Here is a 26,639-nt window from a genome sequence, read left to right as displayed (position 1 = left end):
TCCTGGATTGACGGGATGGGGGATAACGGTTTCGGGTTATCGGGTGAATGAAAAATCATGAGGCGGTGCGGGAAGGCTCCGCCGACAGCCGGGTTCGGCGTCGCAGCAAACGTCCGGCTCGGTATTCGCTGGCCTCGCCCTGGCGATAGCTGACCACGCCGTTGACGATGACCCGCTCGATGCCGCTCGCCCTGGCGATCGGCGCGGTGTAGGTCGCGGTGTCCTCGAGGGCGTCGAGATCGAACAACACCAGGTCGGCGAAGGCGCCGACTCGGATCTCGCCGCGGTCGGTCAGGCCGAAGTTGGCGGCGGAAAGCCCGGTCATCTTGCGCACCGCCTCGGTCAACGGCAGCAGTTTCAGATCGCGGCTGTAGTGCGCCAGCACCCGCGGGAACGCGCCCCATAGACGCGGATGCGGATGCGGATCGTTGGGCAGCCCGTCGGAGCCGACCATCGACAGCGGATGCGACAGCACCAGGCGCATGTCCGACTCGCTCATGTTGTGATAGACCGCGCCGGCCGGCTGCAGACGCCGGGCGGCGTCCATCAGCGACAGCTCCCACTGCTCGGCGATCGCTTTCAGCGATTGGCGCGCCATCTCCGGATGCGGGTCGGACCAGGTGATGAAGATGTCGATCTCGTCGGTGACCTGACCCAGATCCAGCGTCGAGGAGCCGGCGGTGTAGGGATAGCAGTCGCAGTGCACGCCGTGGGAAAGCGCGGCGTCGTCGAGCTTCGCCAGTGCCTTGGGCGCGTTGCCCCAGTTGCCGGCGCCGGCGCACTTGAGGTGCGAGATCACCAGCGGCGCCTGGCCATGTCTGGCGGTGGCGAAGGCTTCGTCCATGGCTTCGGGGAGCCCGGCGAACTCGTCGCGCAGATGCGTGGTGTAGACGCCGCCGGCGCGGCCGACCGCCTCGACCAGCGCGTTCATCTCGGCGGTGGGGGCGTGATAGGCGTTGCGGTAGGCTAGCCCGGAGCTCATGCCGACGGCGCCCTCGGTCAGTGCCGTTTCCAGCTGTTCACGCATGGCGGCGATTTCGCCGTCGCTGGCGGCACGGTCGAAGCGATCCATGACCTGGCTGCGCAGGCTGGTATGGCCGATCAGCGCCGCCACGTTGACGCTCGGTCGCGCCTGCTCGATCGCTTCGGCATAGGCGGCGAAGGTGGGGTAGCGGAAATCCTCCGCGCGGCCGAGCAGGTTCATGGGGTCCGGCACCTCGCCGGCCAATTTCACCGGGCTGGCGCTGATACCGCAGTTGCCGACCACCACCGTCGTGACGCCCTGGGAAAGCTTGGGCAGCATCTGGGGGGTGCGGATGACGTTGGTGTCGTCGTGGGTGTGCACGTCGATGAAGCCGGGGGTGAGCATCAGCCCTTCGGCGTCGATCATTTCGCGGGCATCGGCATCACCCAGATCGCCGATGGCGACGATCCGGTCGCCCTCGACCGCCACATCGGCAATGAAAGGCTCGCGTCCGGTGCCGTCGATGACGCTGGCGCGGCGGATCAACAAATCATGGGGCATGGTGGCTCCTGAAAGCGGCTCGTGACGCTCAATCCCCCAGCGGCTGGCGGTTGTCGCCGCCGCGGTGGGCATCGAGAGTGATCTTGAGTCGTCGCAGCTTGTCGCGGGTGCGCGAGCGGTGGCGCAGCGCCAGACCGAGGGCCAGCATGTCGATGGCGGCCATCATGGCGTAGCGCGACGACGACGGAAAATAGATGTAATCGGTCTCGCGGGCGGCCAGCGGCAGCGTGATATCGGCGACCTTGGCCAACGGCGAGCCGACCGCGGTGACGGCCAGCACCCGGGCGCCGTATTGGCGCGCCAGTTCGGCGGCTTCGACGATTTCCGGTGTGTAGCCGGTAACGGAAAGCGCGACCACCACGTCGCTGGGCTCCAGGGTCGAGGCCACCATGCGCGGCAGCAGCGATTGCGGATAGGCGCTGATCGCGTAGCCGAGGCGGACCAGCCGGAACTGCAGCTCCTGCGCCATCACCGTCGACCCGCCGCCGGCCCCGAACACCAGAATCTGGCGGGCGTCGTCGAGCATCGCCACTGCGCCCTCGACGTCCGCCTGCTCCATCAGCGTGCGGTTGAGCGCCAGCGTCTGGGCGGCGGTGTCGTAGATCACCCCGAGGCCATCGTCCTCGCTCGCTTCCTGGATGAAACGGCGGCCGGCAGCCAGCGCGCGGGTCAGGCGCGTCTTGAGGTCGCGCACGTTGCGACAGTCCACCGCGCGGGCGAAGCGGGTCACCGTGGCATCGCTCACCTCGGCGCGCCTGGCGATCTCGCCGATGCTGGCCTCCGCGACGAAGTCGATATCGTCGAAGATCAGATTGGCGACCTTCTTCTCCGCCTCGCGCAGACTCGGCAGGCAGGCGGTGATGTGCGACAAGATGTCGATTTCCTGGCTCACGTTGGGCTCGATAGTCGATAGGCAGTCAGTTCATGTTAGTCACTAACATATTTTTATTTTGTGTGTTAGTAAATACCCCAAAGGTTGAGACAAAGGACTGAGACAAAGGACTGAGAAGACAGACTTGGTGACGACGATCACCACAAGCACAACATTCGCGACAGGAGAAGAACCGATGGCTGACCCGATGACGTCTTTGGCGCCGCCGCAGAAAGGCACGCCGCTTTCGACCCCCGCCAATCTGCTGGCGGACGTGCCGCTGCCGGCGGCAGCGATCTTCGAGGCACCGCTGGCGCACAATCTCGCCTGGATGCAGCGTTTCGCGGACGATCACGGCGCCAAACTCGCGCCCCACGGCAAGACGACGATGGCGCCGGCGCTGTTCAAGCGTCAGATCGAGGCGGGCGCCTGGGGTATCACGCTGGCGACGGCGGTGCAGACGGTGGCGGCGCATGCGCATGGCATCGATCGCGTGCTGATGGTCAATCAACTGGTCGGCCGACCGAACATGACGCTGATCGCGGATGCCATCGAGCGTGGCCTCGAATACTACTGCGTGGTCGATGGTGCCGATAACGTGCGCAATCTGGGGCGCTATTTCGCCGAACGTGGGCTCACGCTCAACGTGCTGATCGAGCTGGGCATCGATGGCGGTCGCTGCGGTTGTCGCGACGCCGAACAGGTCGAGGCGCTGGTGGCGGCGATCGCGGAGCAGCCGGCGCTGGCGCTGGTGGGTATCGAAGGTTACGAGGGGATGATCGCTGGCGGTGACGAGATCGCCGCCGTGCGCGCCTACGGCGAGCGACTGGTCGATACCGTCCGGAAGTTGCAAGCCAGTGGCGTGCTCCAGCGCGAGGCGCCGATCGTCACCGCGTCCGGCTCCAAGTGGTTCGATCTGATTGCCGAAGCGTTCGACAAGGCAGAGCTGCGCGAACGCTACACGCCGGTGCTACGACCGGGCTGCTACGTGGTTCACGATCACAAGCTCTATGCCGGTGCGATGGACGCCGTGAAATCGCGCCATCCCGGGCTCGAGGGGGAGCTGAAGCCGGCGCTGGAGGTGTTCGCCCATGTGCAGTCGTTACCCGAGCCGGGCCTGGCGATCGTCGCGCTGGGCAAGCGCGATATCGGCCACGAGCCGGATCTGCCGCTGCCGCTGCGTCTTTATTCACCGGCCACGGAGAACGCGACGCCAACTGATATCAGCACGTGGCGAACGACACACATCATGGATCAGCACGTCTTTCTCGAGGTGCCGGCGGATGCCGAGATCGCCGTTGGCGATGTCATCGCCTTCGGTACCTCGCACCCCTGCCTGACCTTCGACAAGTGGCGCCGCCTGCTGCTGGTCGACGAGCGGCTGGAGGTGAAGGACATTCTCGAAACCTGTTTCTGATCACGGCGATGCATCCGCTATTAAAAAAGTGGAAATGGTTTCCATAAATATTGACGCTCGGGCGTTGCTCGCTTAATTTGACACCCTGTGAGCATCGGTCGCGGCCATTTTTCCGCGCCGTTGGCCGCACGACAGTCATGCGATGGTTCGCGGATCAGGCCCGGCGGTATCCGGGCAGGCGTGCCATTCCCGAGCGCTCTTCCGTCGGGATGAGACCTAACGAATCATTGACGGAAGTTTTTGGCGAGCCATTGGCTCGCCTTTTTTATGCCAGGGGCTTATGACTAGTTTATGCCTGGGGTTGCCGCTGTGAAGGCTGACGCCGGAGGGCAGGTTCGGCATATGCCACCTCTTGGTGACGCCTGAGCGAGCGACGGGGCTCTCCGCCCTGTCGCTCGTCGGCCCGGCCCCGACGTTCGTTGGAACGGCTGGCCGTCTGGCGGGGCGTTCAATTCTGAACGGAAATGACGGAGCCGCCGTCGACACGGATATTGCTGCCGTTGACGAAAGAGGCGTGCCGCGACACCAGCATGGCGATCACGTGGGCGACTTCCTGCGCTTCGCCGCGGCGTTTGGCGACGATGCCGGGGCGCTCCTTCTCGAGAAAACCTGCGATCGCCTCTTCGAAGGAAACGCTCAGTTGATCGGCGCGCTGTTTCATCATGCCATCGGTCATGGGCGTCGCGATGAAGGCGGGGGCCACGGTATTGCAGAGCACGCCGTGGGCGGCTTCCTTGTAGGAGAGGTTCTTGACGAAGGTGCTCAGCGCCGCCTTGGCGGTGTTGTAGACCGCCTCTTCCCAGTAGGGTTGAACGCTGTTTTCCGACGTGATGCAGATGAAGCGGCCCCAGCCGCGATCGCGCATGGCAGGAATGGTGGCGCGAGCCACTCGCACGGCAGAGAAGAAGTCGATCTGCCAGGCGTGCTCATAATCCCCGTCGGTGAGTTCCAGCGGATCGCCCTTGGCGCCAGTCACGCCGGCGGTATGGATGACGATATCGATCGCGCCGAAGCGCTGCACGCCCTTGGCGACCAGTTCGTCCACTTCCGCTTGCCGCGTCACGTCTGCCGTCAGGCATAGCGGCTCGTCTGGCAAGTCGTTGGCGGCGCGCTCCAGCGCTTGCGGGTCGAGATCGGTGAGCACCAGATTGACGCCTTCGGCCGCCAAGGTATGGGCCGTGGCCAGGCCGATACCACTTTGAGCGCCGGTGATTAATGCGGTTTTACCGAGAATGCCCAAATCCATTGCCAAGCCTCCCTGCTTACGATTGGATTGCTCGAGGAATGCAGTATTCGAGCCTCCAGCATGGTCAAGGTCGCGAATTCTTGCCAACCGGCAGCCGTGAGGCTTGGTCTTGCGGGAGCGCCATCGAGGCGTAAAAATGGCGCCCGTCTGTGACCGTGCGAGTCGGAACGCTCGCCAAAAGCGACACATCACGTCTTCACAAGCCGCTGGAAAAGCGGCAACACCTCCATTGCAGGGAACGCCATGAAATTTCGCTACCTTCCAACGGCCCTATGTCTGGGTGCCGTCCTGCCCGGCGTGGCGCTGGCACAGTCCGGCTCGGCACAGTCCGGCTCGGCGCCGTCTGCCGCGAGCCCGTCGGCGGCCGCGCAACCGGTGATCGAGGTCACCGCGCCGCGACTTTCCCGCGAGCTGTATGCCACGCCGGCCGCCGTCTCGGTGGTCGAGCGCGAGGAGATTCAGCAGGGCCAGCAACGGGTCCGTCTGGACGAGTCGCTGATCACGGTGCCCGGGCTCTTCCTGCAGAATCGCGACAACTTCGCCCAGGGCGAACGGGTTTCCATTCGCGGGTTTGGCGCGCGGACGCCCTGGGGCGTGCGTGGCATCACCGTGCTGGTCGATGGCATTCCCTACACGTTGCCGGACGGTCAGGCGCAGCTGGATGCGATCGATCTCGACAGCGCCGAGCGCATCGAAGTGATTCGCGGCCCCAGCGCGGTGCAGTACGGCAATGCCGCCGGCGGCGTGATCAGCGTGACCACCGCGGACGGCAGCGACGATCCGGGCAGCCATATCCGTATCGAAGGTGGCAGTGACGGCTATCAGAAGGCATCGGTCAGCAACGGCGGCGTCAACGGCCCTTGGTCGCACCACATCAGCGTGTCGGCGCTCAATGTCGACGGCTATCGCGACCACAGTTCGACCGAGAAATACCTGCTCAACGCCAAGCTGCGTCGCGAACTGGGGAGTGATCGCGCGCTCACGGCGATCGTCAATCTGCTGGATAGCCCCTACGCCGAAGACCCGGGCGGGTTGACCGCGGCAGCCGTGGACGAGGATCGAGCAGGCACGGTCGACAGCAACTTCTACTCGCCGACCCGTATCGATGCGGGGCAGGAGGTCGATCAGCAGGTGCTCGGCCTGCAGTACGAGGATCTCTCCACCGGCCCTGGCGAGTTCTACCTCAAAGGCTTCTATCTCAAGCGCGACTACCAGCAGCAGCTGGCCTATGCGGGTGACGACAACTTCGTTGCCTACGATCGCGACTACTACGGTGGCAGCGCCGAGTATCACCAGGCGCTGAGGCTGGGCGAGCTGCCGCTGCGCTATGTGGCCGGCGTGGACGTGGGACGTCAGGTGGATGACCGCTACCGGGAGGCGGTGAATATCGATGGCGATCATCAGGGGCGCACCGCCGACGAAACGCAGAAGGCGACCTCGCTGGGCGCCTTTCTGCAGGGCGATCTCGATCTGACCGAGCGCTGGACGCTCTCGCTCGGCACCCGTTACGACCGGGTCGATTTCGATATCGACGATGACTATATCGATCTCGCCAATGACGATGGCGACGACAGCGGCGACCGTACCTTCGAGCAGTGGAGCGGCAGTGCCGGGCTCAGCTTCCGTTACCTGCCCACGCACCAGGTCTATCTGTCGACGGGCACGTCGTTCGAGACGCCGACCTTCGCCGAGTTCGCCAACCCGGCCGGCGTCGGCGGTTTCAATCCCGGCATCGAACCGCAGAAGGCGTGGAATCGCGAGATCGGCCTGCGCGGCAACTTCGATAACGGCCTCGATTACGACGTGGCGCTGTTCTCGACCCGGGTGCGGGATTCACTGGTTTCCTATCAGATCGATGGCCGGGACTACTATCGGAACGCCGGCAAGAGCCAGCAGGACGGTATCGAGGCGGCGCTGGGCTGGCAGTTCCAGCCCAGCTGGCGCCTGGATAGCGCGCTGACGCTGGCCAAGTACGAATTCGATGACTTCGAGGATGCCGACGGCAACTATGACGGCAACCGGATTCCCGGCCTGCCGGAGAAGACCTGGGTCAATCGCCTGACCTGGCAGGGGCTCGGCCAGAGGTTCGCGACGGTGGAAACCCAGTACATCGGTTCGATGATGGCCGACGATGCCAACGAGGTGAAGATCGACGACGTCTGGCTGGTCAACCTGCGCGGCGGCGATGGCTGGCGGCTGGGCGGCGATACGTGGCTGAAGGGCTATGTCGGCATCCGCAACCTGTTCGACCGCGAGCACTATGCCAACGTGATCATCAACGCGACCAACGCGCGCTATTTCGATCCGGCACCGGGGCGGACGGTCTATGCTGGTATCGGTATCGACTTCTGACACGGCGATGTCCCGCGAGGAGGTTTCGCCTCGATGTCGTGTGTCGATAGCTGATGTCCGGTATGGATGTCCGGAGTGAATGTCTGGTGTGAATGACCACAATACGAGAGCGGCGTTCGAGCATCGCCGCCATCAACGATGATTCAAGGAACCGTTATGCGAATTCTCATTGCGTTTGCCGGGGCGCTGGTCCTGTTCTCCCTGATCGGCGGCTGCACGTTCAACCGTTACAACGACGGGCAGCGCGAGGTGAAGGCCGGCGTGCCCCAGCAAGGGCCGACCAGCAATCCGGCGGATGCTTCGCGGGGCCAGAACGGCACTGGCGAGCTGCCGTAAACACGTAGCGATACGCCTGACCTGACGTAGAAAGCCGCCGGCTGCAACGAGATCGCCCCGCAAAAAGCGGGGCGATTTGAGGCGGTTGCTTGCCGTAGGCCTTGTCGACGTCGATGACGACGTAGCCGACCTTGTCGTTGGTAGCTTACATTCGATTTCTGCTAACGTTCATAGCTTAAGGAAACGCTGCACAAATCCCGGTGCAGCTGCTTGATCGCCACCGGCGGGGTAGAATCGGGTCATCCCATCAGCGTCTGACAGAGCCATCCCATGAAGCAGATCTCTTTCGCCCAGGCAGAGCACCACAACAAGAAGAAGATGACACGTCGCGAGCGGTTCCTGGCCCAGATGGAGGCGCTGGTGCCTTGGCAACGACTCATCAACGCGCTGTCGCCGTCTTACTTCCCTAACGCAGCAGGCAAACGCGGCCGTCCGCCCATCGGCCTAGAGCGCATGCTGCGGATCTACTTCCTGCAACAATGGTATGCGCTCGCCGACGAGGCGCTGGAGGATGCCATCTACGACAGCCAGGCGATGCGTGACTTCGTGGGTATCGATCTGGCCATCGAGAGCGTGCCGGACGCGACTACGCTGCTGCGCTTCCGTCATCTGCTGGAGAAGCATGCCCTGACTCAGCGGATCTTCGAGGAGATCAACGCCCACTTGGCCGAGAAAGGGCTGTTCATGCGCGAGGGCACGATCGTCGACGCCACTATCGTGGCGGCTGCCCCTTCCACGAAGAACAAGGCCAAGCAACGCGATCCGGAGATGAAGCAGACCAAGAAAGGCAACCAGTGGTACTTCGGGATGAAGGCCCATATCGGCGTCGATGCCGTCACCGGACTGACTCACAGTGTCGCCGCGTCCTCGGCCAACGTCGCCGATGTCACCATGGCCGGCGCTCTGGTCCGGGACGATGATAAGCGGGTATACGGCGACGCGGGCTACACCGGCATGGGGAAGCACCTCGACGAAGAGAAGGATGCCTCGGATTCGCGGTGCTGTGTTGCCGCCAAGCGTGGCGCCATCAAGAAGATGGACGACAGCCCGATGAAAGCGCTGCTGTTGGCGATCGAGAAGACCAAGGCCAGTATCCGCGCCAAGGTCGAGCATCCGTTTCATGTCATCAAGAACCTCTTTGGCTACCGGAAGGTGCGCTACAAGGGGCTGGCCAAGAACCAGGCGCAACTCTTGAGCCTGTTCGGGCTGGCCAACCTGGTGCTGTCGACACGATGCAAGGGCCGAGTTAACGGGGCCAGTGCGCCTTGAGTCTGGCCTAGCAGCCGGGGTAACCGGCTGCCAGGGAAAACAGACCACCTCAGGTGGTCAGAAATTGATCGCTGACGCGGTGATTATGCCCCTCTGAGCCCTTCGGCCGCTCAGAGACGAATTGATCAGTGGTTCCTTAGAGATCTATGGGTATGCTAGATTAAATGCTGCATACAACTTTGATCAAGAGGCGGGGTCGGCTAATGAAGGGTACTTTGAAGATGTTGCTGAGAACCCAGAAAATATTGACGGTGTTTTTCAAGCTTCAGCTTCGCAAAGTAGAATAGGGTTTTTAACTAATACTAAAACGGCTTACGGTAATCTCGAGACAAGGTTCGAGGGGGATTTTTGGTCTTACAACAACTCAGATACAAGACTTAGGTTGCGTCATGCATATGGTGAGTTAAATAATGTGCTCGCCGGTCAGACATGGTCTAACTACAATAGTTTTGTAGGGTTTACGCCCACCTTGGATTTTTATGGCCCTGCCGGAAGCATGGGGTATGGTACGAGGGTTCCACAGTTAAGGTATACTGTTGGCAATTTATCAATTGCTGGTGAAGACCCGAGATCTCAACTCGCAAGTAATTTGGATGAGGCTAGACCAAGTGATGACGATAGGATTTCATCACTTCCTGCTTTAAGCGTGCGGTATGAAGAGAACTCTGAGCCATTTTCTTATTCAATTGCTGGCATAGCGCGGCAACTGAAATATGATACTGGTCCCTCAGATGATACTGCCATGGGGTATGCAGGGTTTCTTGCAGGCGCGTATAAAGTTGGCCTGTTAACTCTCAGGGGTATTGTGCATGCCACTGAAGGTGCTAATAGTTATCTGTATGACTCAGGTAGCTCTTTCAATGGGGCAGATGCGTTCGTCACGGACTCGGGTGAGTTAGAAACCCTTTCGGGCGTGGGGGGGTCTGTCGGTGCATCTTATCAAATAACGCCTAAATATGCAGTTAATGTCTCGTATGGTATTACCGATGTAGATGGCGAAGATGATGAGGGTGTTGTTGGTAATGCCAATAGGAAAAATCAAAACGCGTTCCTTAATGTCATGTGGACGCCCATTGATGAAGTGATGTATGGGGTAGAGTATGGTTACTTCAAGACTGACGTTGTAAATAAGGATGAGGTTGATGCAAGTCGCCTGATGGTTTCCGCTCAGTACAATTTCTGAAGACGTTAGCGTTAGATCTGCTTACTGCTCGCATTGCCCAGCTTTATAGCTGGGCTTTTTTTTGGTGCGCCAGGCATGGCGCGTAGCGCCTTGACGGCGCTGTTCCCGAGGGTGGTGCCTCGGGATGACTTGGGGGTGAAAGTCCCCTGCACACCCGGCAAGGGGAAGTGCTAGCCGAACGGCAAGGGTGTCTACCGTGAGGTGGAATCTGAAGGAAGCCCGAGGCAAAACGCTGGCCTGACGAACAGGAAGCGGATATGAGGCGTCCTGGCGGGGTGAGGTGGCAACGATCACCAACGCCCGGTACTTGCACGAAACGCCATGACGTACATCCGACAGGCATAAGCGGGAAGGTCGCGCGTCTTACCCTGGGAGGTCTGGTGGTCTGCCACAGTGCTACCGGCGTCGAAAGGCGACGGGAGGGGCCATCAGACGTCAGCCAAGGCCATAGTAAGGGCCGGTTCACCTCGGCACCAAGGGCCGAACATGAAGAACCGCGAGTAGGCGATGACGTCTCGAGGATTGATCATGAAGACAGCAATGGGCGCTAACACCGCCACCCACCCAGAGGGGCCGGGGTGGAACCCCGCGCCCCAGCCGGTGGGCGTCGAGACGGTCCCGGCGTCGTCATCGTGGACGAAAGCGAAGCCTGTCCTGCTCATGGAAGCGGTGGTCGCCACCGACAACATGGAGCAGGCTTACCGCCGGGTGGTCGCCAACCAGGGGGCGCCGGGTGCCGATGGCATGACGGTGCACCAGCTGGCCGACCACCTGAAACAGCACTGGTCGGCGCTGTACGAGCGGCTGCTGGCCGGCGAGTACCACCCCAGCCCAGTCCGGGCCGTCGAGATCTCCAAGCCCAAGGGCGGGATACGACAGCTCGGCATCCCCTCGGTCACTGACCGACTGATCCAGCAAGCACTGCTGCAGGTGCTGACGCCGCTCTTCGATCCGGGCTTCTCCGAATCGAGCTACGGCTACCGCCCGAAACGCAGCGCCCAGCAGGCCGTCTCGGCCATGAAGGCCCACGTCACCGCCGGTCACCGCTGGGTGGTCGACCTCGACCTGGCAGCCTTCTTCGACCGAGTGAACCACGACCTGCTGATGGCGCGGGTCGCGCGCCGCGTTCGCGACAAGCGGGTGCTGCGCCTGATCCGCCGCTACCTGGAAGCCGGGATGTTCCAGCATGGCCTGACCACGCCACGCCGACAGGGAACGCCCCAGGGCGGGCCACTCAGCCCGCTGCTGGCGAATATCCTGCTGGACGACGTGGACAAGGAACTGGAGCGCCGCGGTCACCGCTTCTGCCGCTACGCCGACGACATCCAGGTGTATGTCAGGAGCCGGCGTGCCGGCGAGCGCGTCATGGCCAGCCTGAGCGATTTTCTCGAGAATTCGCTCAGGCTCACGGTCAATCGCGCCAAGAGTGCGGTGGATCGGCCTTGGAGCCGAGGTTACCTGGGCTACACGCTGACCCGGCACAAGTTGCCAAGACTGACTCTTGCCAAGGCCAGTTTGCAGCGCCTGATGCAGCGTGTCCGTGAGATCCTCAAACGCGGCAGGGGGCACCACACCCGGCGAGTCATAGATGAACTGACCCCGGTCCTGCGGGGCTGGGCCAGCTACTTCTCGCTCGTCGATGTAAAGCGCCCGCTGGAAGCGCTGGATCAATGGATACGTCGCCGACTGCGCTGCGTGATCTGGCGGCAGTGGAAACGTCCACGGACCCGGCGTCGAAAACTCTTGGCACTGGGCTTGGACGATCAGCGTGCCTGGAAGTCAGCGGGAAACGGGCGAGGTCACTGGTGGAATGCCGGCGCTTCGCACATGAATCAGGCCCTGCCGAAGAAGTGGTTCGATCAACTGGGCCTGATTTCGGTACTCGACACGGCAAGAGGGCTTAGCCGTTCTTCATGAACCGCCGTATACCGAACGGTACGTACGGTGGTGTGAGAGGACGGGGGAGGCAACTTCCCCTCCTACTCGATCTGGCTGGCTGTGTCCGGCATCATTCGACTCTGATCTTGCCTTGCTCTATGGGCCACCTCGTCTCAGTGTACTGCCTTAATGGGGTGTCTACTGCTGTTGAGCAAGATCAATGAGAGAAGTAGACTAAATCCCGGCTTATTCATGAGGTCGGTCTGAAAACGAAGATGGCGAGTGGTTTTCTCTTGTAGAATCAGGATGTTCCTGCCAGAACACGATTCAAGAGGACCACTCGCCATGGGTGAAACCCTAACGACCTGGTCGCCCTCGTGCAACGGCTCTGTCCGTGTTGAGCTGAGCGGCCAGCGCACCACTAGCGACAGCGGCGCCCTGCTGCTGCGTGAAGCCCTCGACAACAGCGGCGTGATCGAGGCGCTGGAAGACAATCTGGTCGACTTCCGCAACCCGCTACGCATCCGCCACTCGCTGGCCAGCCAGCTGCGTACCCTGGTGCTGCAACGGGCGATGGGCTGGATCGATCTCAGCGATACCGAAACGCTGCGCCGTGATCCGCTCTGGCAGCTGGCCTGCAGCGATGCACGCGGCATGACGCCCCTGGTCCAGGACCGGCCGTCTCAAGCCACGCTGTCGCGGCTGCTGACCTGCCTCGGGCGCTGCGACAATATCGATGCCGTGCACGAAGGCCTGCTGCGACTGGTGATCTGGCGCCTGACCGCGCTGAAGAACGGCGAGCGCCCCAAGCAGCTGACGCTGGACATCGACGGCCTGCCGATCGAGGTCCACGGCCACCAGGGCGGCTCGGCCTATCATGGCCTGTACGGCGCGCGGATCTATTCACCGCTGGTCGCCTCGCTGGCAGAAACCGGCGACATGGTGGGCGGCCTGCTGCGCGAGGGCAACGCCGGCCCGGCCGAGAACGCCGACACCTGGATCCCGCATCTGGTGCGGCGACTCAACGAGAGCACCGGCGCCCAGGTTCGGGTGCGCATCGACGCCGGTTTCACCGACAACGCGACGCTGGAGGCCCTGGAAGAGTGCGACATCGAGTACCTGGGCCGACTGCGCAGTCACTCCGGCCTGCAGAAACTGGCGGCACCGCACCTGAAGCGGCCACCCGGCCGGCCACCCGAGCAGCCTCGCGAGTGGTGCCACGATCTGGAGTATCAAGCGGGCTCTTGGTCGGCACCGCGTCGCGTGGTGCTGGTGGTGCAGGAACGCCCCGATGACCTGCTGCTGCATGCCTTCTTCCTGGTCACCAACCTCGGCAAGTTCGACTGGCCGCCGGAGAAGGTCCTGGCGCTCTACCGCAAGCGCGGCAGCGCCGAGGCGCACATGGGCGAGGTGAAGTCGGCGCTCGACGTGCACCTCTCGTCGACCGATCGCGGCGCCTCCACCGTTCAGGACGTGATGGCACGCAACGAGGTGAGCCTGCTGCTCAGCCTCTACGCCTACCAGGTCCTGCATGGCCTGCGCTGCCTGCTGGAGCGGCAGACCCGGCAAGGCTGGAGCCTCAGCCGGATGCGCGAGCAGGTGCTGAAGGTCGCCGCCACGCTGAGACTGCACGCTCGGCGAATCACCGTTCATCTGGGTGCCGCCGCCGACAAGTGGTGGCCGACGCTGCTGAAGGGGTTGCCGAAGCTGACCGCACTGAGCTGACGCTCCTGCGAGACCACCACAGCATCAGAAAGCGAGCGACCGGAGCGGCGGTAGGCGATCACGGCTGCTTGGACGGCCGCCATTGATTCCAAAGAGCTATAAGTAAGTAGGAAAAGGGCTGCGTTCTGGCATTACTCAACAGCCACTCGCGCTGAAGAGGCGAATCCTGATAAGCAATGCCAACAGCCAGTACCTTCAGACCGCTCAATCAGCGCCCTCGTGAATAAGGCGGGTAAATGTCAGAGCTATTTACCGAGCGGGCAGCCAATTATCTATCCAAGGCCCGACAACTAAATATCTAATTCGGGTCGACTTCTTGTCTTAGCCATTGCTGATACTTTTTCCATTCCTGCCACTCACGAAAGCGCTGATGTTCGACTGAGTCATCTGGCAATTCTTTGAAGCGCCTGTACTGCTGATATTTTTTGAATTCGCGGTAGTCCTGTTCTTGAGTGCCTGTCAGCTTATCGCTGAGTTCGGACTGTGGAGGTGTGCCATTGACATGAGCGGTAGAGGGCTTCGGTGATTCAGTGCTGCGAAACAATGATGCCTGAGACGGATTGTCCGAATAAATAAGGTATCCTCCGTCGTAATCGCCACCCTTCTGTCCTTCAAGCAGTCCCGGGCCATCTGCCATGCGATCGCCCGACCCGGGTAGTTTTTCGTAATCGACCTGTTGAGTATCCAAGGGGACGGCGCACCCAGCCGTGGAAGCCGCCACACCGAACCCAACACCAAATAGAAAAAGGGACCGAATTTTTTTTGCTAGCATAATTTCACATGGTATGTAAATGGTTGCTTGGCTAGAAACATGAAGCATGTCAATGTAGACATGCTTCATGTTTCCTGAAGGCGACAATATACTCTTGTTAAACGCATTAATCGGCTTCGCCTTGCCGAATGTATGTTATATTTTCATACAGCCGGCTAATAAAAAGGAATGAGGGGCCGAAAAAGCTCGGCCTCCCATGTCCACATAAACTGTTCTCCCTTAGAGGAATTTAACCCGTGTCCCCAGATAAATATAGTTTATGTTTTGCGCGTCGACAATATCGCCACTAGCACTCTCTGCGTCGTCAAGCGTTATATGTCGATAACTCCCGAAGAATTCGAGATCTTCTCGCCACTGGTACATGTAGGCGAGTTGGTAAGTGTTACCGCTGCTGCCTTCGTTTGCAAGGTCGTCGGTGTGGCCCCAGCCAACCTGCAAATGGTGTTTGTTCAAGATATAGCCAATGCCGCCGAAGTAACTCTGCCCATCGGGGCCGCCCTCGTCGCTGTCACGGTTCTTGTACATCCCTGTGAAGTTCAGCCCGCCTGGCAGTAGTACAGAGGCCGACCCTCCATATTCTTTGAAGCGACCGCTGAAAATGCGCTCACCCGCCTGATTTATATTGGCATTCTGATCACGGCTGTCGAGATAGTCTACAGCGGTCTCGAACTTCCAGCCATCGCCAAAATCGGTTGCATAGCGCGCTGCCGTTTCAACTGCTTTGCCGCTGTCAAGACTTGCCGATAGCACGACATCGCCAAGCGATGGCGTATCATAACGTATGCGATTGTTGCGGCTCAGGGCGTCAAAGTTATTGTACGCCGCGCCACCGATCGTTCCGATAGGGTTGCCGTCTGGATCCAGAAACGAGATTCCACTCGCGTAGTAGTGGGCCGAGCCACCCCCAAGGTATTGCGTGCCGGACAAGTCGACTTCCGATGTGCCATTTGCAGCACCATCTCCCTTGCCCAGACTGACCTTGCCAAGGTCACCGATTAAATAAACCTCAGTTTTTCGAACGTCGAGGAAAGTGCTGTCGGTATCACTCGTGTTGATATCGAAGTTCGTTGATAAGTTATTGGTTAGAGCAACCTCATAATTGAACCCGAATTCCACTCCATTGTTGAGTTCTTGACTTCCCAGGAAGCGGAATCTCGTATTTGAGCCATTGTTGTCAACAAAGCCGATATCGCTCTCTTCGCCGTTATCGGCTCCCACTATGGCTTTGTCAACCTGACCGGAAACCTTGAAGCTGAAAGCTTGAGCAGGGGTAGAGAGGATTAACAGGGATGTTGTCGAAGCAATGATTGCCGCTAAAGAGCATGAAGCCAGATTTTTCATTGTAAGTTGTTTCCTTAGTGGTGCGAAAGTTTTTATCCTCATTTGATGAAGCAGCTTGAGCTTGCACTCAAAAATCAATTAAGGAAAGGTGCGCTGCTGGGGCAGACCGAGCGATACGCGCCGATTTTTCTAATCACCCGCGATGCTACAACTCCCCATCTATGATCTTAGCTCAATATGTCTGTCCCTTGCCATTAGACTTTATGGTATGTTGCCTCTGGTTACGCATTTTGGATGCAGTGTAAAGCGGTCCGATTGGAGTGGCACCTCGATAAGCCTCATCATGCAGGCAATAGCCGGTTTCGTGATCAATAAGTCTCGACGCCGATTCTTCGATGATCAAGGTGGAGGCGGTGAGCCGGGTATTCCGTATCCGAGGTCGCCCGGGGCCTGGGAGTGGAGCGCAGCGTGCTACTGTCTGGTGCTGCTCGCACCGTCAGCAGGTCTCCGGTACCCGGAGCGTCGGATGGACGGTTGCGACGCCGAGGCCAAGAAGCTTCGCGAAGAAGCTCGTAAGCCCTGAATCCAAGCATCGAGCGCAGCACATGCGGTTGCCCTATGAACCCGCGGCCTGTGCGATAGGTGGTTTTCGGCAGGTGTGTGGCTTTTCAGCTTTTTTTCAGCTTTCCTCTTTAGGATGGGAGATGCGTGTTCTTACAAACACAAATAATGCTTGATAAATTAAGGTAGCAGCCTAATGAAAAAATCTTCTATCGTTCACTGGGACGGCGCTGGCAGTTATCCCGGCGTTTCTCTACAGCACTACTTCTTCTGCATTAACGTTTGAGGTGGGTGATACGAATTTAGGGAAACGCTGCACAAATCCCGGTGCAGCTGCTTGATCGCCACCGGCGGGGTAGAATCGGGTCATCCCATCAGCGTCTGACAGAGCCATCCCATGAAGCAGATCTCTTTCGCCCAGGCAGAGCACCACAACAAGAAGAAGATGACACGTCGCGAGCGGTTCCTGGCCCAGATGGAGGCGCTGGTGCCTTGGCAACGACTCATCAACGCGCTGTCGCCGTCTTACTTCCCTAACGCAGCAGGCAAATGCGGCCGTCCGCCCATCGGCCTAGAGCGCATGCTGCGGATCTACTTCCTGCAACAATGGTATGCGCTCGCCGACGAGGCGCTGGAGGATGCCATCTACGACAGCCAGGCGATGCGTGACTTCGTGGGTATCGATCTGGCCATCGAGAGCGTGCCGGACGCGACTACGCTGCTGCGCTTCCGTCATCTGCTGGAGAAGCATGCCCTGACTCAGCGGATCTTCGAGGAGATCAACGCCCACTTGGCCGAGAAAGGGCTGTTCATGCGCGAGGGCACGATCGTCGACGCCACTATCGTGGCGGCTGCCCCTTCCACGAAGAACAAGGCCAAGCAACGCGATCCGGAGATGAAGCAGACCAAGAAAGGCAACCAGTGGTACTTCGGGATGAAGGCCCATATCGGCGTCGATGCCGTCACCGGACTGACTCACAGTGTCGCCGCGTCCTCGGCCAACGTCGCCGATGTCACCATGGCCGGCGCTCTGGTCCGGGACGATGATAAGCGGGTATACGGCGACGCGGGCTACACCGGCATGGGGAAGCACCTCGACGAAGAGAAGGATGCCTCGGATTCGCGGTGCTGTGTTGCCGCCAAGCGTGGCGCCATCAAGAAGATGGACGACAGCCCGATGAAAGCGCTGCTGTTGGCGATCGAGAAGACCAAGGCCAGTATCCGCGCCAAGGTCGAGCATCCGTTTCATGTCATCAAGAACCTCTTTGGCTACCGGAAGGTGCGCTACAAGGGGCTGGCCAAGAACCAGGCGCAACTCTTGAGCCTGTTCGGGCTGGCCAACCTGGTGCTGTCGACACGATGCAAGGGCCGAGTTAACGGGGCCAGTGCGCCTTGAGTCTGGCCTAGCAGCCGGGGTAACCGGCTGCCAGGGAAAACAGACCACCTCAGGTGGTCAGAAATTGATCGCTGACGCGGTGATTATGCCCCTCTGAGCCCTTCGGCCGCTCAGAGACGAATTGATCAGTGGTTCCTTAAAGAGGGGTCGTTAGTTTCTTGTGTGTAAGTCGAGTTATCTGGTTTAGATACTCTTTGGGTAACTATTCAGGTGGCTGCGGATGGCATGTCGCCAACCACCTGATTTTTTTGGCATAGTGTGCCTGATCCTTCGGCACGTCTATGCGGTGACATGACCATCAGCGATATCAACGTCGACGAGGCCCTGGAACGGGTCCGGCAGCAGCTCAAGGAAGACCACACGGTCTCGCCTTCCTTGCGTGCTGCCATCGACGTGCTGATGCTGCTGGTCAAGCTGATGGCCGACCGACTGGCCACCAGCAGCCGCAACAGCAGCAAGCCGCCGTCACAAGACCCCAACCGCCAACGCCGTTCCCGGGCCAAGGGCGAGCGTCGCCCTGGCGGGCAACCGGGTCACGAAGGCAAGACGCTGGCGCCGGTCACCGATCCCGACGAGATCGTGTCGTTGCGCGTCGATCGCCGCACCTTGCCCAAAGGGCGCACCTATCGCTCGGTCGGCATCGAAACGCGCCAGGTGCAAGACATCGTGATCCAGGCCGTCGTCACCGAGTATCGCGCCGAGGTGCTGGAGGACGATCTCGGGCGGCGCCATGTGGCGCCGTTTCCCGACGGCGTGACCCGCCCGATCCAGTATGGCCCACGTCTCAAGGCGCATGTCGTCTATCTCTCGCAGTATCAGTTGCTGCCCTATGCCCGCATCCAGGCGCTGCTGGCCTCACAGTGCGATCTATCGCTGAGCACCGGCACGCTGTTCGCCTTCAATCAAGAGGCCTATCAGCGCGCCGAGGCGTTTGCCGAGTGGGCGATCCCGGCGCTGAGGCAAGCCGCGACCGTGCATGCCGACGAGACCGGGATGCAGGTCGGCGGCAAGCGCTACTGGCTGCACAGCGCCTCGAATGACGCCCTGACCTACTTGGCGCCTCACGCCAAGCGAGGTCAGGAGGCCATGGATGCCATCGGCATCCTGCCCTATGTCCAGGGGGTGCTGGTGCATGATCACTGGAAGCCTTACTACCGCTACGCGGATTGCCGCCACGCACTTTGCAACGCCCATCACCTGCGTGAATTGACTGCGGCCTGGGAAAATGACCACCAAAAGTGGGCCAAGGCGCTGCATGATCTGCTGCTGGAGATGCATCAGGCCGTTGACGCTGCCGGTGGCACGCTCTCGCCCGAAGAGGCGCAACGCTGGCGAGTCCGCTATCGGCAGTGCCTGACAGAGGGTGAGACCGAGTGTCCGCCACCGATCCCACCACCACCGGGAAAGCGCGGTCGTGCCAAACGTACCAAGGCACGTAACCTGCTCGAACGTCTCCAGGCGTACGAGGACGACGTGCTGCGTTTCCTCGACGACCCCGCCGCGCCCTTCACCAATAACCAAGGGGAGCGTGACCTGCGGATGACCAAGGTCCAGCAGAAGATTTCAGGCTGTTTCCGCTCCTGGGAAGGTGCCGAGATCTTCTGCCGGATGCGCAGCTTCCTCTCGACGGCGGTCAAGCAGGGCCTGGCAGCGCACACCGCACTGGAACAGTTGTTTGCCGGTGAAGTGCCCGAATTCATGCGTCGGGACGGCCTGGATCAGGCAGCGTGACCTGAATAGTTACCTCTTTGGTAGACAATCTTGAATCCGGTGAGCGCCATGATGATGGAAATGATCGGCACGCTGTAGTTCAGCACGGCATAAGGAGCATAGGACCAGGCGCTGACGCCGAGCGCGCTATAGACGAAGATGGCATCAGTGCTCCATGGCACCAAAGCTGAGGTGATTGTGCCACCGTCTTCCAAGGCGCGGGAAAGGTTCTTAGGATGCAGCTCCTTGTCGCGAAAGGATTGGGCATACATTCTTCCCGGAATGATGATGGAAATGTACTGTTCAGCGGTGACTACATTGGTCAAAAACGACGAGCCGACGGTGACGGCACATAATGATCGGCCGCTTCTTGCCAGTCTCACGATCTTGCCTACCAGTGCTTTCAGCATTCCGGTACTTTCCATGATTCCGCCAAATATCATCGCGATCATCGCTAGTGACACGGTATACATCATGGATTCCAGGCCACCCTGACTCAGCAGGTTGTCGACGGTTTCGTTACCGGTATCCGATACATAGCCGCCTTGCAGAACGGAAAACAGCGTTTTCATGTCACCGTCCTGAATCCACAGATAGGAAAGGCTGCCCAGCACGATACCGATGATCAGTGTAGGAATGGCGGGTACCTTGCTGGTCGCCAATACCGGGATCAACAAGGGAATGATGAAGAGCCAGGGAGAAATGACGTAATTCGCCTGGAGGCTATTCACGACGCTGCCGATCGATTGAGATAGTTCGCCGGCGTCGGTGGAATGGGCCATGAACATGAATACGATCAAGGCGATGGCAAGTCCGGGGATGGTGGTGTAAAGCATATGGCGGATGTGCGCGAAGATATTCGCCCCCGCGATGCCCGAGGCAAGAATGGTCGTGTCGGACAGCGGTGACATCTTGTCGCCGAAGAAGGCGCCGGAAACGATCGCCCCGGCGATGGCCGCCGGTGGCAACCCCATGCTGGTGCCGGCCGCCATGCCCGCGACGCCCAGGGTGCCGATGGTCGACCAAGAGCTGCCCATCATCAGCGTACTGAAAGCGCAGATCAGCAGTAGGGCGGGCAGGAAATAGTCGGGTGACAAGAACTCCAGGCCGTAATAGATCATCGCGCCGACGACACCGCCAGCGACCCAGGAACTGATCAATAACCCCACCAGCATCAGAATGACGACGGCGGGCAGCACCTTCTTGATGCCATCATAAATGTAGCCTTCGAGTGCCTCCCACGAATAGCCGTTACGCCAGGCGACGATGCCCGCCGTCACGGCGCCGATCAACAGCGGAATATGCGGACTGCCTTCGAAGACCATGATGGTCGTCATCATCGTGACGATCATCACGATGAAAGGCAGCATGGCGGCAAGAAAAGGAATGTCTTGTGATTGTTTGGACATGATGTCCCTTCATTGTAACGATGGCTTTAGATAACTCAGGCCCGCGATACGTGAATATCGCAGGTGAGTTTTCAGTAGCTGGGCAGCAGATTGTCCGGTACCAGCTTGCTGAGTGCTCGCGAGAGCAGCAGCTTGGTGGCCGCCTCGATGTCCGGAGCGAAGAAACGGTCCTTGTCGTAGTAACCCACGCGCTCACGCAATGCGCTGCGGGCCTGCTCCAGAAGGACGGTGGTGGCGAGGCCGTCGCGGAAGTCGAGTCCCTGACAGGCGGCCAGCCACTCGATAGCCACGGTGCCACGCACGTTGGCGGCCATCTCCCACAAGCGTTTACCGGCGGCCGGCGCCATGGATACGTGATCTTCCTGGTTGGCGGACGTCGGTAGGCTGTCGACGCTGTGCGGGTGGGCCAGGGCCTTGTTTTCACTGGCCAGCGCCGCGGCGGTGACCTGGGCGATCATGAAGCCGGAGTTGACGCCGCCTTTTTCCACCAGGAAGGGCGGCAACTGGGACATGTTCTTGTCCATCATCAGCGAGATGCGCCGCTCGGTGAGCGAGCCGATTTCGGCAATGGCCAATGCCAGGTTGTCGGCGGCCATGGCTACCGGTTCGGCATGGAAGTTGCCACCGGAGATGATGTCGCCTTCCGCAGCGAATACCAGGGGGTTATCGGAGACCGCATTGGCTTCGATTTCGAGAATTTCTGCGACGTGGCGCATCTGATGCAGGCAGGCTCCCATCACCTGCGGTTGGCAGCGCAGCGAGTAGGGATCCTGCACCTTGCCGCAATCGACATGCGAGTCGCTGACCTCGCTACGCTCACCCAGCAAGTGGCGGTAGGCGTTGGCGGCATCGATCTGACCCTGCTGACCCCGGACGTCATGAATGCGAGCATCGAAGGGAGCGCGTGAGCTGAGCGTCGCTTCGACGGTGAGAGCGCCACAGACCGTCGCGGCTGCGTACAGGTCCTCGGCTTCGAACAGCCCGCGCAGAGTGTAGGCGGTGGAAACCTGGGTACCGTTGAGCAGTGCCAGGCCCTCCTTGGGTGCCAGCGCCAATGGCTCCAGGCCGGCGGTGGCCAGCGCTTGGCGGGCGGGTAGCCACTCATCCTGATGACGCGCCCGGCCTTCACCCAGCAGCAGGGCGCTCATGTGAGCCAATGGTGCCAGATCACCGGAGGCGCCCACGGAACCCTTGAGTGGGATGCGCGGGTAGACCTCCGCATTGATCAGTGTGATCAGGGCGTCCAGTACCTCGCGGCGAATGCCCGAGAAGCCCCGCGCCAGGGCATTGACCTTGAGCACCATGATCAGGCGTACCAGGGCATCGTCCATGGGCTCGCCAACGCCGGTGGCATGAGAAAGCACTAGCGAGCTCTGCAGATTCTCGAGCTGATCCTTCTCAATACGCGTCTGGGCCAGCAGGCCGAAGCCGGTATTAATGCCGTAAACGGTGCGATCTTCATCGAGCACCTGGTTGACGCAATCGACGCTGCGCTGGATGGCCGCATTGGCACTATCCGGCAGGCTGACCTGGACCGGAGTCTCGAACACCTGGCGCATCTGCGCCAGGGTCATCTTGCCAGGTGTTAATTTTATATGAATCATAGAACCACCTTCCTAAAATTATTATTAAAATCGACAATAAAATGTCTGAATAAGTGGGAGTTGCGAGCTGACAACTAGAAGATTAAGTGAGTTGCAATGGCTACCAGAGGGATAGCAAGCAGTGTCCTAATCAAGAAAATTAGTAACTATTCAGGTCACGCTGCCTGATCCAGGCCGTCCCGACGCATGAATTCGGGCACTTCACCGGCAAACAACTGTTCCAGTGCGGTGTGCGCTGCCAGGCCCTGCTTGACCGCCGTCGAGAGGAAGCTGCGCATCCGGCAGAAGATCTCGGCACCTTCCCAGGAGCGGAAACAGCCTGAAATCTTCTGCTGGACCTTGGTCATCCGCAGGTCACGCTCCCCTTGGTTATTGGTGAAGGGCGCGGCGGGGTCGTCGAGGAAACGCAGCACGTCGTCCTCGTACGCCTGGAGACGTTCGAGCAGGTTACGTGCCTTGGTACGTTTGGCACGACCGCGCTTTCCCGGTGGTGGTGGGATCGGTGGCGGACACTCGGTCTCACCCTCTGTCAGGCACTGCCGATAGCGGACTCGCCAGCGTTGCGCCTCTTCGGGCGAGAGCGTGCCACCGGCAGCGTCAACGGCCTGATGCATCTCCAGCAGCAGATCATGCAGCGCCTTGGCCCACTTTTGGTGGTCATTTTCCCAGGCCGCAGTCAATTCACGCAGGTGATGGGCGTTGCAAAGTGCGTGGCGGCAATCCGCGTAGCGGTAGTAAGGCTTCCAGTGATCATGCACCAGCACCCCCTGGACATAGGGCAGGATGCCGATGGCATCCATGGCCTCCTGACCTCGCTTGGCGTGAGGCGCCAAGTAGGTCAGGGCGTCATTCGAGGCGCTGTGCAGCCAGTAGCGCTTGCCGCCGACCTGCATCCCGGTCTCGTCGGCATGCACGGTCGCGGCTTGCCTCAGCGCCGGGATCGCCCACTCGGCAAACGCCTCGGCGCGCTGATAGGCCTCTTGATTGAAGGCGAACAGCGTGCCGGTGCTCAGCGATAGATCGCACTGTGAGGCCAGCAGCGCCTGGATGCGGGCATAGGGCAGCAACTGATACTGCGAGAGATAGACGACATGCGCCTTGAGACGTGGGCCATACTGGATCGGGCGGGTCACGCCGTCGGGAAACGGCGCCACATGGCGCCGCCCGAGATCGTCCTCCAGCACCTCGGCGCGATACTCGGTGACGACGGCCTGGATCACGATGTCTTGCACCTGGCGCGTTTCGATGCCGACCGAGCGATAGGTGCGCCCTTTGGGCAAGGTGCGGCGATCGACGCGCAACGACACGATCTCGTCGGGATCGGTGACCGGCGCCAGCGTCTTGCCTTCGTGACCCGGTTGCCCGCCAGGGCGACGCTCGCCCTTGGCCCGGGAACGGCGTTGGCGGTTGGGGTCTTGTGACGGCGGCTTGCTGCTGTTGCGGCTGCTGGTGGCCAGTCGGTCGGCCATCAGCTTGACCAGCAGCATCAGCACGTCGATGGCAGCACGCAAGGAAGGCGAGACCGTGTGGTCTTCCTTGAGCTGCTGCCGGACCCGTTCCAGGGCCTCGTCGACGTTGATATCGCTGATGGTCATGTCACCGCATAGACGTGCCGAAGGATCAGGCACACTATGCCAAAAAAATCAGGTGGTTGGCGACATGCCATCCGCAGCCACCTGAATAGTTACGAAAATTATTAGTAAGTCTATGACCGTTAGCGGAATACTAGACTCAAGCATGGCATTAGCGCTCTCAGTGAAAAAGATAATCTGAATCGTCGACAGCGTGCAGACGAAGAAGATCGCCATCGGGCTTACATCGGCCCCTGATATAATGATGGCCGGCAATGCGATTTCTGCTATAGAGACCAGTACTGTGGGAGCGATTTGCGCCGCATCAGGCAGTTGCATGAGGTGTAGTAGCGGCTCGAAAATAACGCCGAGATAATCGAACACCGGTGTGTAGGTCGCCAATAACAATGCTAGGGTAGCGATGGCCAGGATAAAGGCGACGATCTTCTGCGCAAAGGTGATCGCCTCCCAAAAACCCTTATAGAAGACTTCGGGTCTCGTTTGAGCGGCGTGTGCGGCAGCGGCAGAGCAGGCACGTGCGAGGATATGCCCTTCATTGTTGCCCTTGATATCCTCGGCTGTCTGGGTATTGCCTTGATAATAGACATCCAGCTTGCGTGATAACGGCGGAATTCTGACCATTAGCGCGGCTAGCGTGAAGTTGATTAGAAAGGAAACGATGATCATGTGCGGAAGGTATTCCAGGATGCCACCGATAGAGGCTAGCAGCGCAAAGAAGCCCAAGCTGCAAATGCTGAAATTGGTGGCAATACTGGCAGACTCCCGCTGCGTGTATTGTCCACCTTTGTAAAGCTTGTTAGTAATGAAAATTCCCACTGCGGGCGCAGCAACGAACGACGCGACCGCATCGACAGCAGACCGCCCCGGCAAACGGTAGAGTGGCCGCATCAGGGGCTCCATCAGGGTGCCGACGAACTCCAGGAAACCGAACTCGGTCAGAAATAGTACGAAGAAGCCAGCAATCGTGACGGTTAGGAAAACACTCCCACCCAAGTAGAGGGCCAGGCCACCGACATCCTTATGCAGCAACCAGTCGGGGCCAATCTGAAAGACTAGCAAGAAGGCAAAAAAAGCGGCTAGCAGGAAGGTGATACCCGTCATGACACCATCCTTGCGATGGTAGTTTCTGATCGCCTCATTTGAGGTGAACCGCGATGCTAGCCAAGTGAAACACAGCAACACGATAACCCCTAAGGTCAGGTAGTCCAGAGACCCAGCCAGCACATCTTTCACATAATCGATCATCATGACCAAGGGGATTTTGGTGCCTTCCTCGGCTGTTGAGAAGGGAATAAAAAAGATGGCAAGGCCGATTAGGCTACCGATCAATGCTTTGATGCTTCCAGCATGCTTGGTTTGCGCCACTTCGAGTTTGTTCATGTTATACCTCCGTTGAGTGCTAAGGCGCGAGCCGGTCGTCGCAGTCAACTCGACAAGGACTACGACAGTGTTATAAGGCTTGTTCCAGTTCCGGTAGCGCTTGGAACAGATCGCCGCCCAGGCCGGTAATTCGGGAGAGCGCGACCTGGAAGAGCCCGATTTTCCTACAGCTTCTGCTCCAGCTCCGGCAGGATTTCGAACAAGTCACCCACCAATCCATAATCCGCCACCTGAAAGATCGGCGCGTCCTCGTCCTTGTTGATGGCGACGATTACCTTGGAGTCCTTCATCCCCGCCAGGTGCTGAATGGCACCACTGATGCCCACGGCGATATAGAGCTCCGGGGCGACGATCTTGCCGGTCTGCCCCACCTGCATGTCGTTGGGCACGAAGCCGGCGTCCACCGCGGCGCGAGAGGCGCCGATGGCCGCACCGAGCTTGTCGGCGATGCCGTCGAGCAGCTTGAAGTTATCGCTATTGCCCATGCCACGCCCGCCGGAGACCACGATCTTGGCACCGCCCAGTTCGGGGCGTTCGCTCTGGGCCAGTTTCTCGTCGACGAAACGCGACCGGGTATTGTCGACCACCGTATCCACCGCCTCGATGGAGGCGCTATTGCCACTTTCTGTTTCAACTTCAGCAACCGCCTCGAAGGCGGTGGTACGAATGGTCATGACCTTGAGGGCGTCACTGCTTTGTACCGTGGCGATGGCGTTGCCGGCGTAGATCGGGCGCTTGAAGGTGTCGCCACTTTCCACCGCCAGCACCTCGGAGAGCTGAGCGACATCCTTGAGCGCGGCGACGCGGGGCAGCACGTTCTTGCCGGTGGTCGAGGCGCTGGTCAATAGGTGGGAGTAGTCGTCGGCCAGGGCAACAAGCAGGTCCGCCAGGGGTTCGGCCAGCTGATGGGCATAGACGGCGTTGTCCGCCACTCGTACGCGGGTCACCCCCTCGAACCGGGCCGCCGCCTCGGCGATACTGCCGACGTCGTCGCCGGCGACCAGCAGGTCAATATCACCGCCTGCCTGTTCGGCAATCTGCTGGGCCGCGGCGACGACGCTGGCGGTGGCATCGTCCAGATGGCCGTCGTGATGATCGGCCAATACCAATAGGCTCATGAGATCAGCTCCAT

19 protein-coding genes are annotated in these 26,639 nt (G+C 60.1%); 9 read left to right on the top strand and 10 right to left on the bottom strand.

Translation table 11 applies throughout. The features are described from left to right. Positions 1–55: 55 nt before the first annotated feature. Both ACWHY3_RS17950 and ACWHY3_RS17945 read right to left on the bottom strand, forming a co-directional pair. Positions 56–1,525 carry an N-acyl-D-amino-acid deacylase family protein gene (locus tag ACWHY3_RS17950; RefSeq protein WP_448127159.1) on the bottom strand — a complete coding sequence of 490 codons (1,470 nt, stop codon included), beginning with the start codon at positions 1,523–1,525 and terminating at the stop codon, positions 56–58. Between the two features lie 28 nt (positions 1,526–1,553). Continuing rightward, positions 1,554–2,396, bottom strand: coding sequence for a MurR/RpiR family transcriptional regulator (locus ACWHY3_RS17945; protein WP_303855966.1), 843 nt, complete (start codon positions 2,394–2,396; stop codon positions 1,554–1,556). 196 nt (positions 2,397–2,592) lie between these two features. On the opposite strand from ACWHY3_RS17945, the gene ACWHY3_RS17940 reads away from it, so the two are divergent. Further along, positions 2,593–3,813: an amino acid deaminase gene (locus ACWHY3_RS17940; RefSeq protein WP_448127158.1), complete on the top strand. Its 1,221-nt coding sequence runs from the start codon at positions 2,593–2,595 to the stop codon at positions 3,811–3,813. A gap of 448 nt (positions 3,814–4,261) precedes the next feature. Here ACWHY3_RS17940 and ACWHY3_RS17935 read toward each other — a convergent pair whose 3' ends face one another. Then, a complete protein-coding gene (locus ACWHY3_RS17935) occupies positions 4,262–5,059 on the bottom strand; it encodes an SDR family NAD(P)-dependent oxidoreductase (protein ID WP_448127157.1) in 798 nt (265 codons plus the stop codon). A 243-nt stretch (positions 5,060–5,302) separates the two neighbouring features. On the opposite strand from ACWHY3_RS17935, the gene ACWHY3_RS17930 reads away from it, so the two are divergent. The 6 genes from ACWHY3_RS17930 to ACWHY3_RS17905 all read left to right on the top strand — a co-directional run bounded on the left by ACWHY3_RS17930 (position 5,303) and on the right by ACWHY3_RS17905 (position 13,802). Next, positions 5,303–7,411, top strand: coding sequence for a TonB-dependent receptor family protein (locus ACWHY3_RS17930; RefSeq protein ID WP_448127156.1), 2,109 nt, complete (start codon positions 5,303–5,305; stop codon positions 7,409–7,411). A gap of 156 nt (positions 7,412–7,567) precedes the next feature. Further along, complete coding sequence (locus tag ACWHY3_RS17925) at positions 7,568–7,747, top strand: hypothetical protein (RefSeq protein ID WP_110631043.1); 180 nt, start codon at positions 7,568–7,570, stop codon at positions 7,745–7,747. A gap of 270 nt (positions 7,748–8,017) precedes the next feature. Beyond that, on the top strand, positions 8,018–9,016 hold the full coding sequence (locus ACWHY3_RS17920) for an IS5 family transposase (protein WP_087720298.1): 999 nt from the start codon (positions 8,018–8,020) through the stop codon (positions 9,014–9,016). A gap of 121 nt (positions 9,017–9,137) precedes the next feature. Then, positions 9,138–10,199, top strand: a complete 1,062-nt coding sequence (locus ACWHY3_RS17915) for a DcaP family trimeric outer membrane transporter (protein ID WP_448127155.1) — start codon at positions 9,138–9,140, stop codon at positions 10,197–10,199. Positions 10,200–10,727: 528 nt separating this feature from the next. Next, a complete protein-coding gene (gene ltrA / locus ACWHY3_RS17910) occupies positions 10,728–12,116 on the top strand; it encodes a group II intron reverse transcriptase/maturase (RefSeq protein ID WP_448127154.1) in 1,389 nt (462 codons plus the stop codon). A gap of 267 nt (positions 12,117–12,383) precedes the next feature. Continuing rightward, positions 12,384–13,802, top strand: coding sequence for an IS1380 family transposase (locus ACWHY3_RS17905; RefSeq protein ID WP_289113773.1), 1,419 nt, complete (start codon positions 12,384–12,386; stop codon positions 13,800–13,802). 298 nt (positions 13,803–14,100) lie between these two features. Here ACWHY3_RS17905 and ACWHY3_RS17900 read toward each other — a convergent pair whose 3' ends face one another. After that, on the bottom strand, positions 14,101–14,643 hold the full coding sequence (locus ACWHY3_RS17900; protein ID WP_448127153.1) for a hypothetical protein: 543 nt from the start codon (positions 14,641–14,643) through the stop codon (positions 14,101–14,103). A 150-nt stretch (positions 14,644–14,793) separates the two neighbouring features. Beyond that, positions 14,794–15,915 carry a porin gene (locus ACWHY3_RS17895; protein WP_448127152.1) on the bottom strand — a complete coding sequence of 374 codons (1,122 nt, stop codon included), beginning with the start codon at positions 15,913–15,915 and terminating at the stop codon, positions 14,794–14,796. A gap of 898 nt (positions 15,916–16,813) precedes the next feature. On the opposite strand from ACWHY3_RS17895, the gene ACWHY3_RS17890 reads away from it, so the two are divergent. Both ACWHY3_RS17890 and tnpC (ACWHY3_RS17885) read left to right on the top strand, forming a co-directional pair. Next, complete coding sequence (locus ACWHY3_RS17890) at positions 16,814–17,812, top strand: IS5 family transposase (RefSeq protein ID WP_448127151.1); 999 nt, start codon at positions 16,814–16,816, stop codon at positions 17,810–17,812. Positions 17,813–18,103: 291 nt separating this feature from the next. Continuing rightward, positions 18,104–19,543 (top strand): IS66 family transposase, encoded by a 1,440-nt coding sequence (gene tnpC, locus ACWHY3_RS17885; RefSeq protein ID WP_023004967.1) that lies wholly within the window; start codon positions 18,104–18,106, stop codon positions 19,541–19,543. Here the strand turns inward: tnpC (ACWHY3_RS17885) and nhaC are convergent. The 5 genes from nhaC to ACWHY3_RS17860 form a co-directional block, all read right to left on the bottom strand. Further along, positions 19,531–20,931 carry a Na+/H+ antiporter NhaC gene (gene nhaC / locus ACWHY3_RS17880; RefSeq protein WP_448127150.1) on the bottom strand — a complete coding sequence of 467 codons (1,401 nt, stop codon included), beginning with the start codon at positions 20,929–20,931 and terminating at the stop codon, positions 19,531–19,533. The two genes, tnpC (ACWHY3_RS17885) and nhaC, sit on opposite strands and share 13 nt — an antisense overlap. Positions 20,932–21,002: 71 nt before the next feature. Continuing rightward, a complete protein-coding gene (gene hutH / locus ACWHY3_RS17875) occupies positions 21,003–22,535 on the bottom strand; it encodes a histidine ammonia-lyase (RefSeq protein ID WP_448127149.1) in 1,533 nt (510 codons plus the stop codon). A gap of 155 nt (positions 22,536–22,690) precedes the next feature. Beyond that, positions 22,691–24,130 carry an IS66 family transposase gene (tnpC, locus tag ACWHY3_RS17870; RefSeq protein ID WP_023004967.1) on the bottom strand — a complete coding sequence of 480 codons (1,440 nt, stop codon included), beginning with the start codon at positions 24,128–24,130 and terminating at the stop codon, positions 22,691–22,693. Between the two features lie 48 nt (positions 24,131–24,178). Continuing rightward, complete coding sequence (locus ACWHY3_RS17865) at positions 24,179–25,507, bottom strand: YjiH family protein (RefSeq protein WP_448127148.1); 1,329 nt, start codon at positions 25,505–25,507, stop codon at positions 24,179–24,181. Positions 25,508–25,671: 164 nt separating this feature from the next. Further along, on the bottom strand, positions 25,672–26,625 hold the full coding sequence (locus ACWHY3_RS17860; protein WP_448127147.1) for an electron transfer flavoprotein subunit alpha/FixB family protein: 954 nt from the start codon (positions 26,623–26,625) through the stop codon (positions 25,672–25,674). Between the last annotated feature and the right edge of the window lie 14 nt (positions 26,626–26,639).

The sequence above is a fragment of the Salinicola sp. NYA28a genome (genome assembly GCF_976982775.1).
This window is presented reverse-complemented; position numbering and strand designations above follow the sequence as displayed.

Coding starts and splice junctions, on each gene's coding strand:
- ACWHY3_RS17950 (WP_448127159.1), bottom strand. CDS start 1,525: ATGCCCCATGATTTGTTGATCCGCCGCGCCAGCGTCATCGACGGCACC.
- ACWHY3_RS17940 (WP_448127158.1), top strand. CDS start 2,593: ATGGCTGACCCGATGACGTCTTTGGCGCCGCCGCAGAAAGGCACGCCG.
- ACWHY3_RS17935 (WP_448127157.1), bottom strand. CDS start 5,059: ATGGATTTGGGCATTCTCGGTAAAACCGCATTAATCACCGGCGCTCAA.
- ACWHY3_RS17930 (WP_448127156.1), top strand. CDS start 5,303: ATGAAATTTCGCTACCTTCCAACGGCCCTATGTCTGGGTGCCGTCCTG.
- ACWHY3_RS17925 (WP_110631043.1), top strand. CDS start 7,568: ATGCGAATTCTCATTGCGTTTGCCGGGGCGCTGGTCCTGTTCTCCCTG.
- ACWHY3_RS17920 (WP_087720298.1), top strand. CDS start 8,018: ATGAAGCAGATCTCTTTCGCCCAGGCAGAGCACCACAACAAGAAGAAG.
- ltrA (WP_448127154.1), top strand. CDS start 10,728: ATGAAGACAGCAATGGGCGCTAACACCGCCACCCACCCAGAGGGGCCG.
- ACWHY3_RS17905 (WP_289113773.1), top strand. CDS start 12,384: ATGTTCCTGCCAGAACACGATTCAAGAGGACCACTCGCCATGGGTGAA.
- ACWHY3_RS17900 (WP_448127153.1), bottom strand. CDS start 14,643: ATGAAGCATGTCTACATTGACATGCTTCATGTTTCTAGCCAAGCAACC.
- ACWHY3_RS17895 (WP_448127152.1), bottom strand. CDS start 15,915: ATGAAAAATCTGGCTTCATGCTCTTTAGCGGCAATCATTGCTTCGACA.
- ACWHY3_RS17890 (WP_448127151.1), top strand. CDS start 16,814: ATGAAGCAGATCTCTTTCGCCCAGGCAGAGCACCACAACAAGAAGAAG.
- tnpC (WP_023004967.1), top strand. CDS start 18,104: ATGACCATCAGCGATATCAACGTCGACGAGGCCCTGGAACGGGTCCGG.
- nhaC (WP_448127150.1), bottom strand. CDS start 20,931: ATGTCCAAACAATCACAAGACATTCCTTTTCTTGCCGCCATGCTGCCT.
- hutH (WP_448127149.1), bottom strand. CDS start 22,535: ATGATTCATATAAAATTAACACCTGGCAAGATGACCCTGGCGCAGATG.
- tnpC (WP_023004967.1), bottom strand. CDS start 24,130: ATGACCATCAGCGATATCAACGTCGACGAGGCCCTGGAACGGGTCCGG.
- ACWHY3_RS17865 (WP_448127148.1), bottom strand. CDS start 25,507: ATGAACAAACTCGAAGTGGCGCAAACCAAGCATGCTGGAAGCATCAAA.
- ACWHY3_RS17860 (WP_448127147.1), bottom strand. CDS start 26,625: ATGAGCCTATTGGTATTGGCCGATCATCACGACGGCCATCTGGACGAT.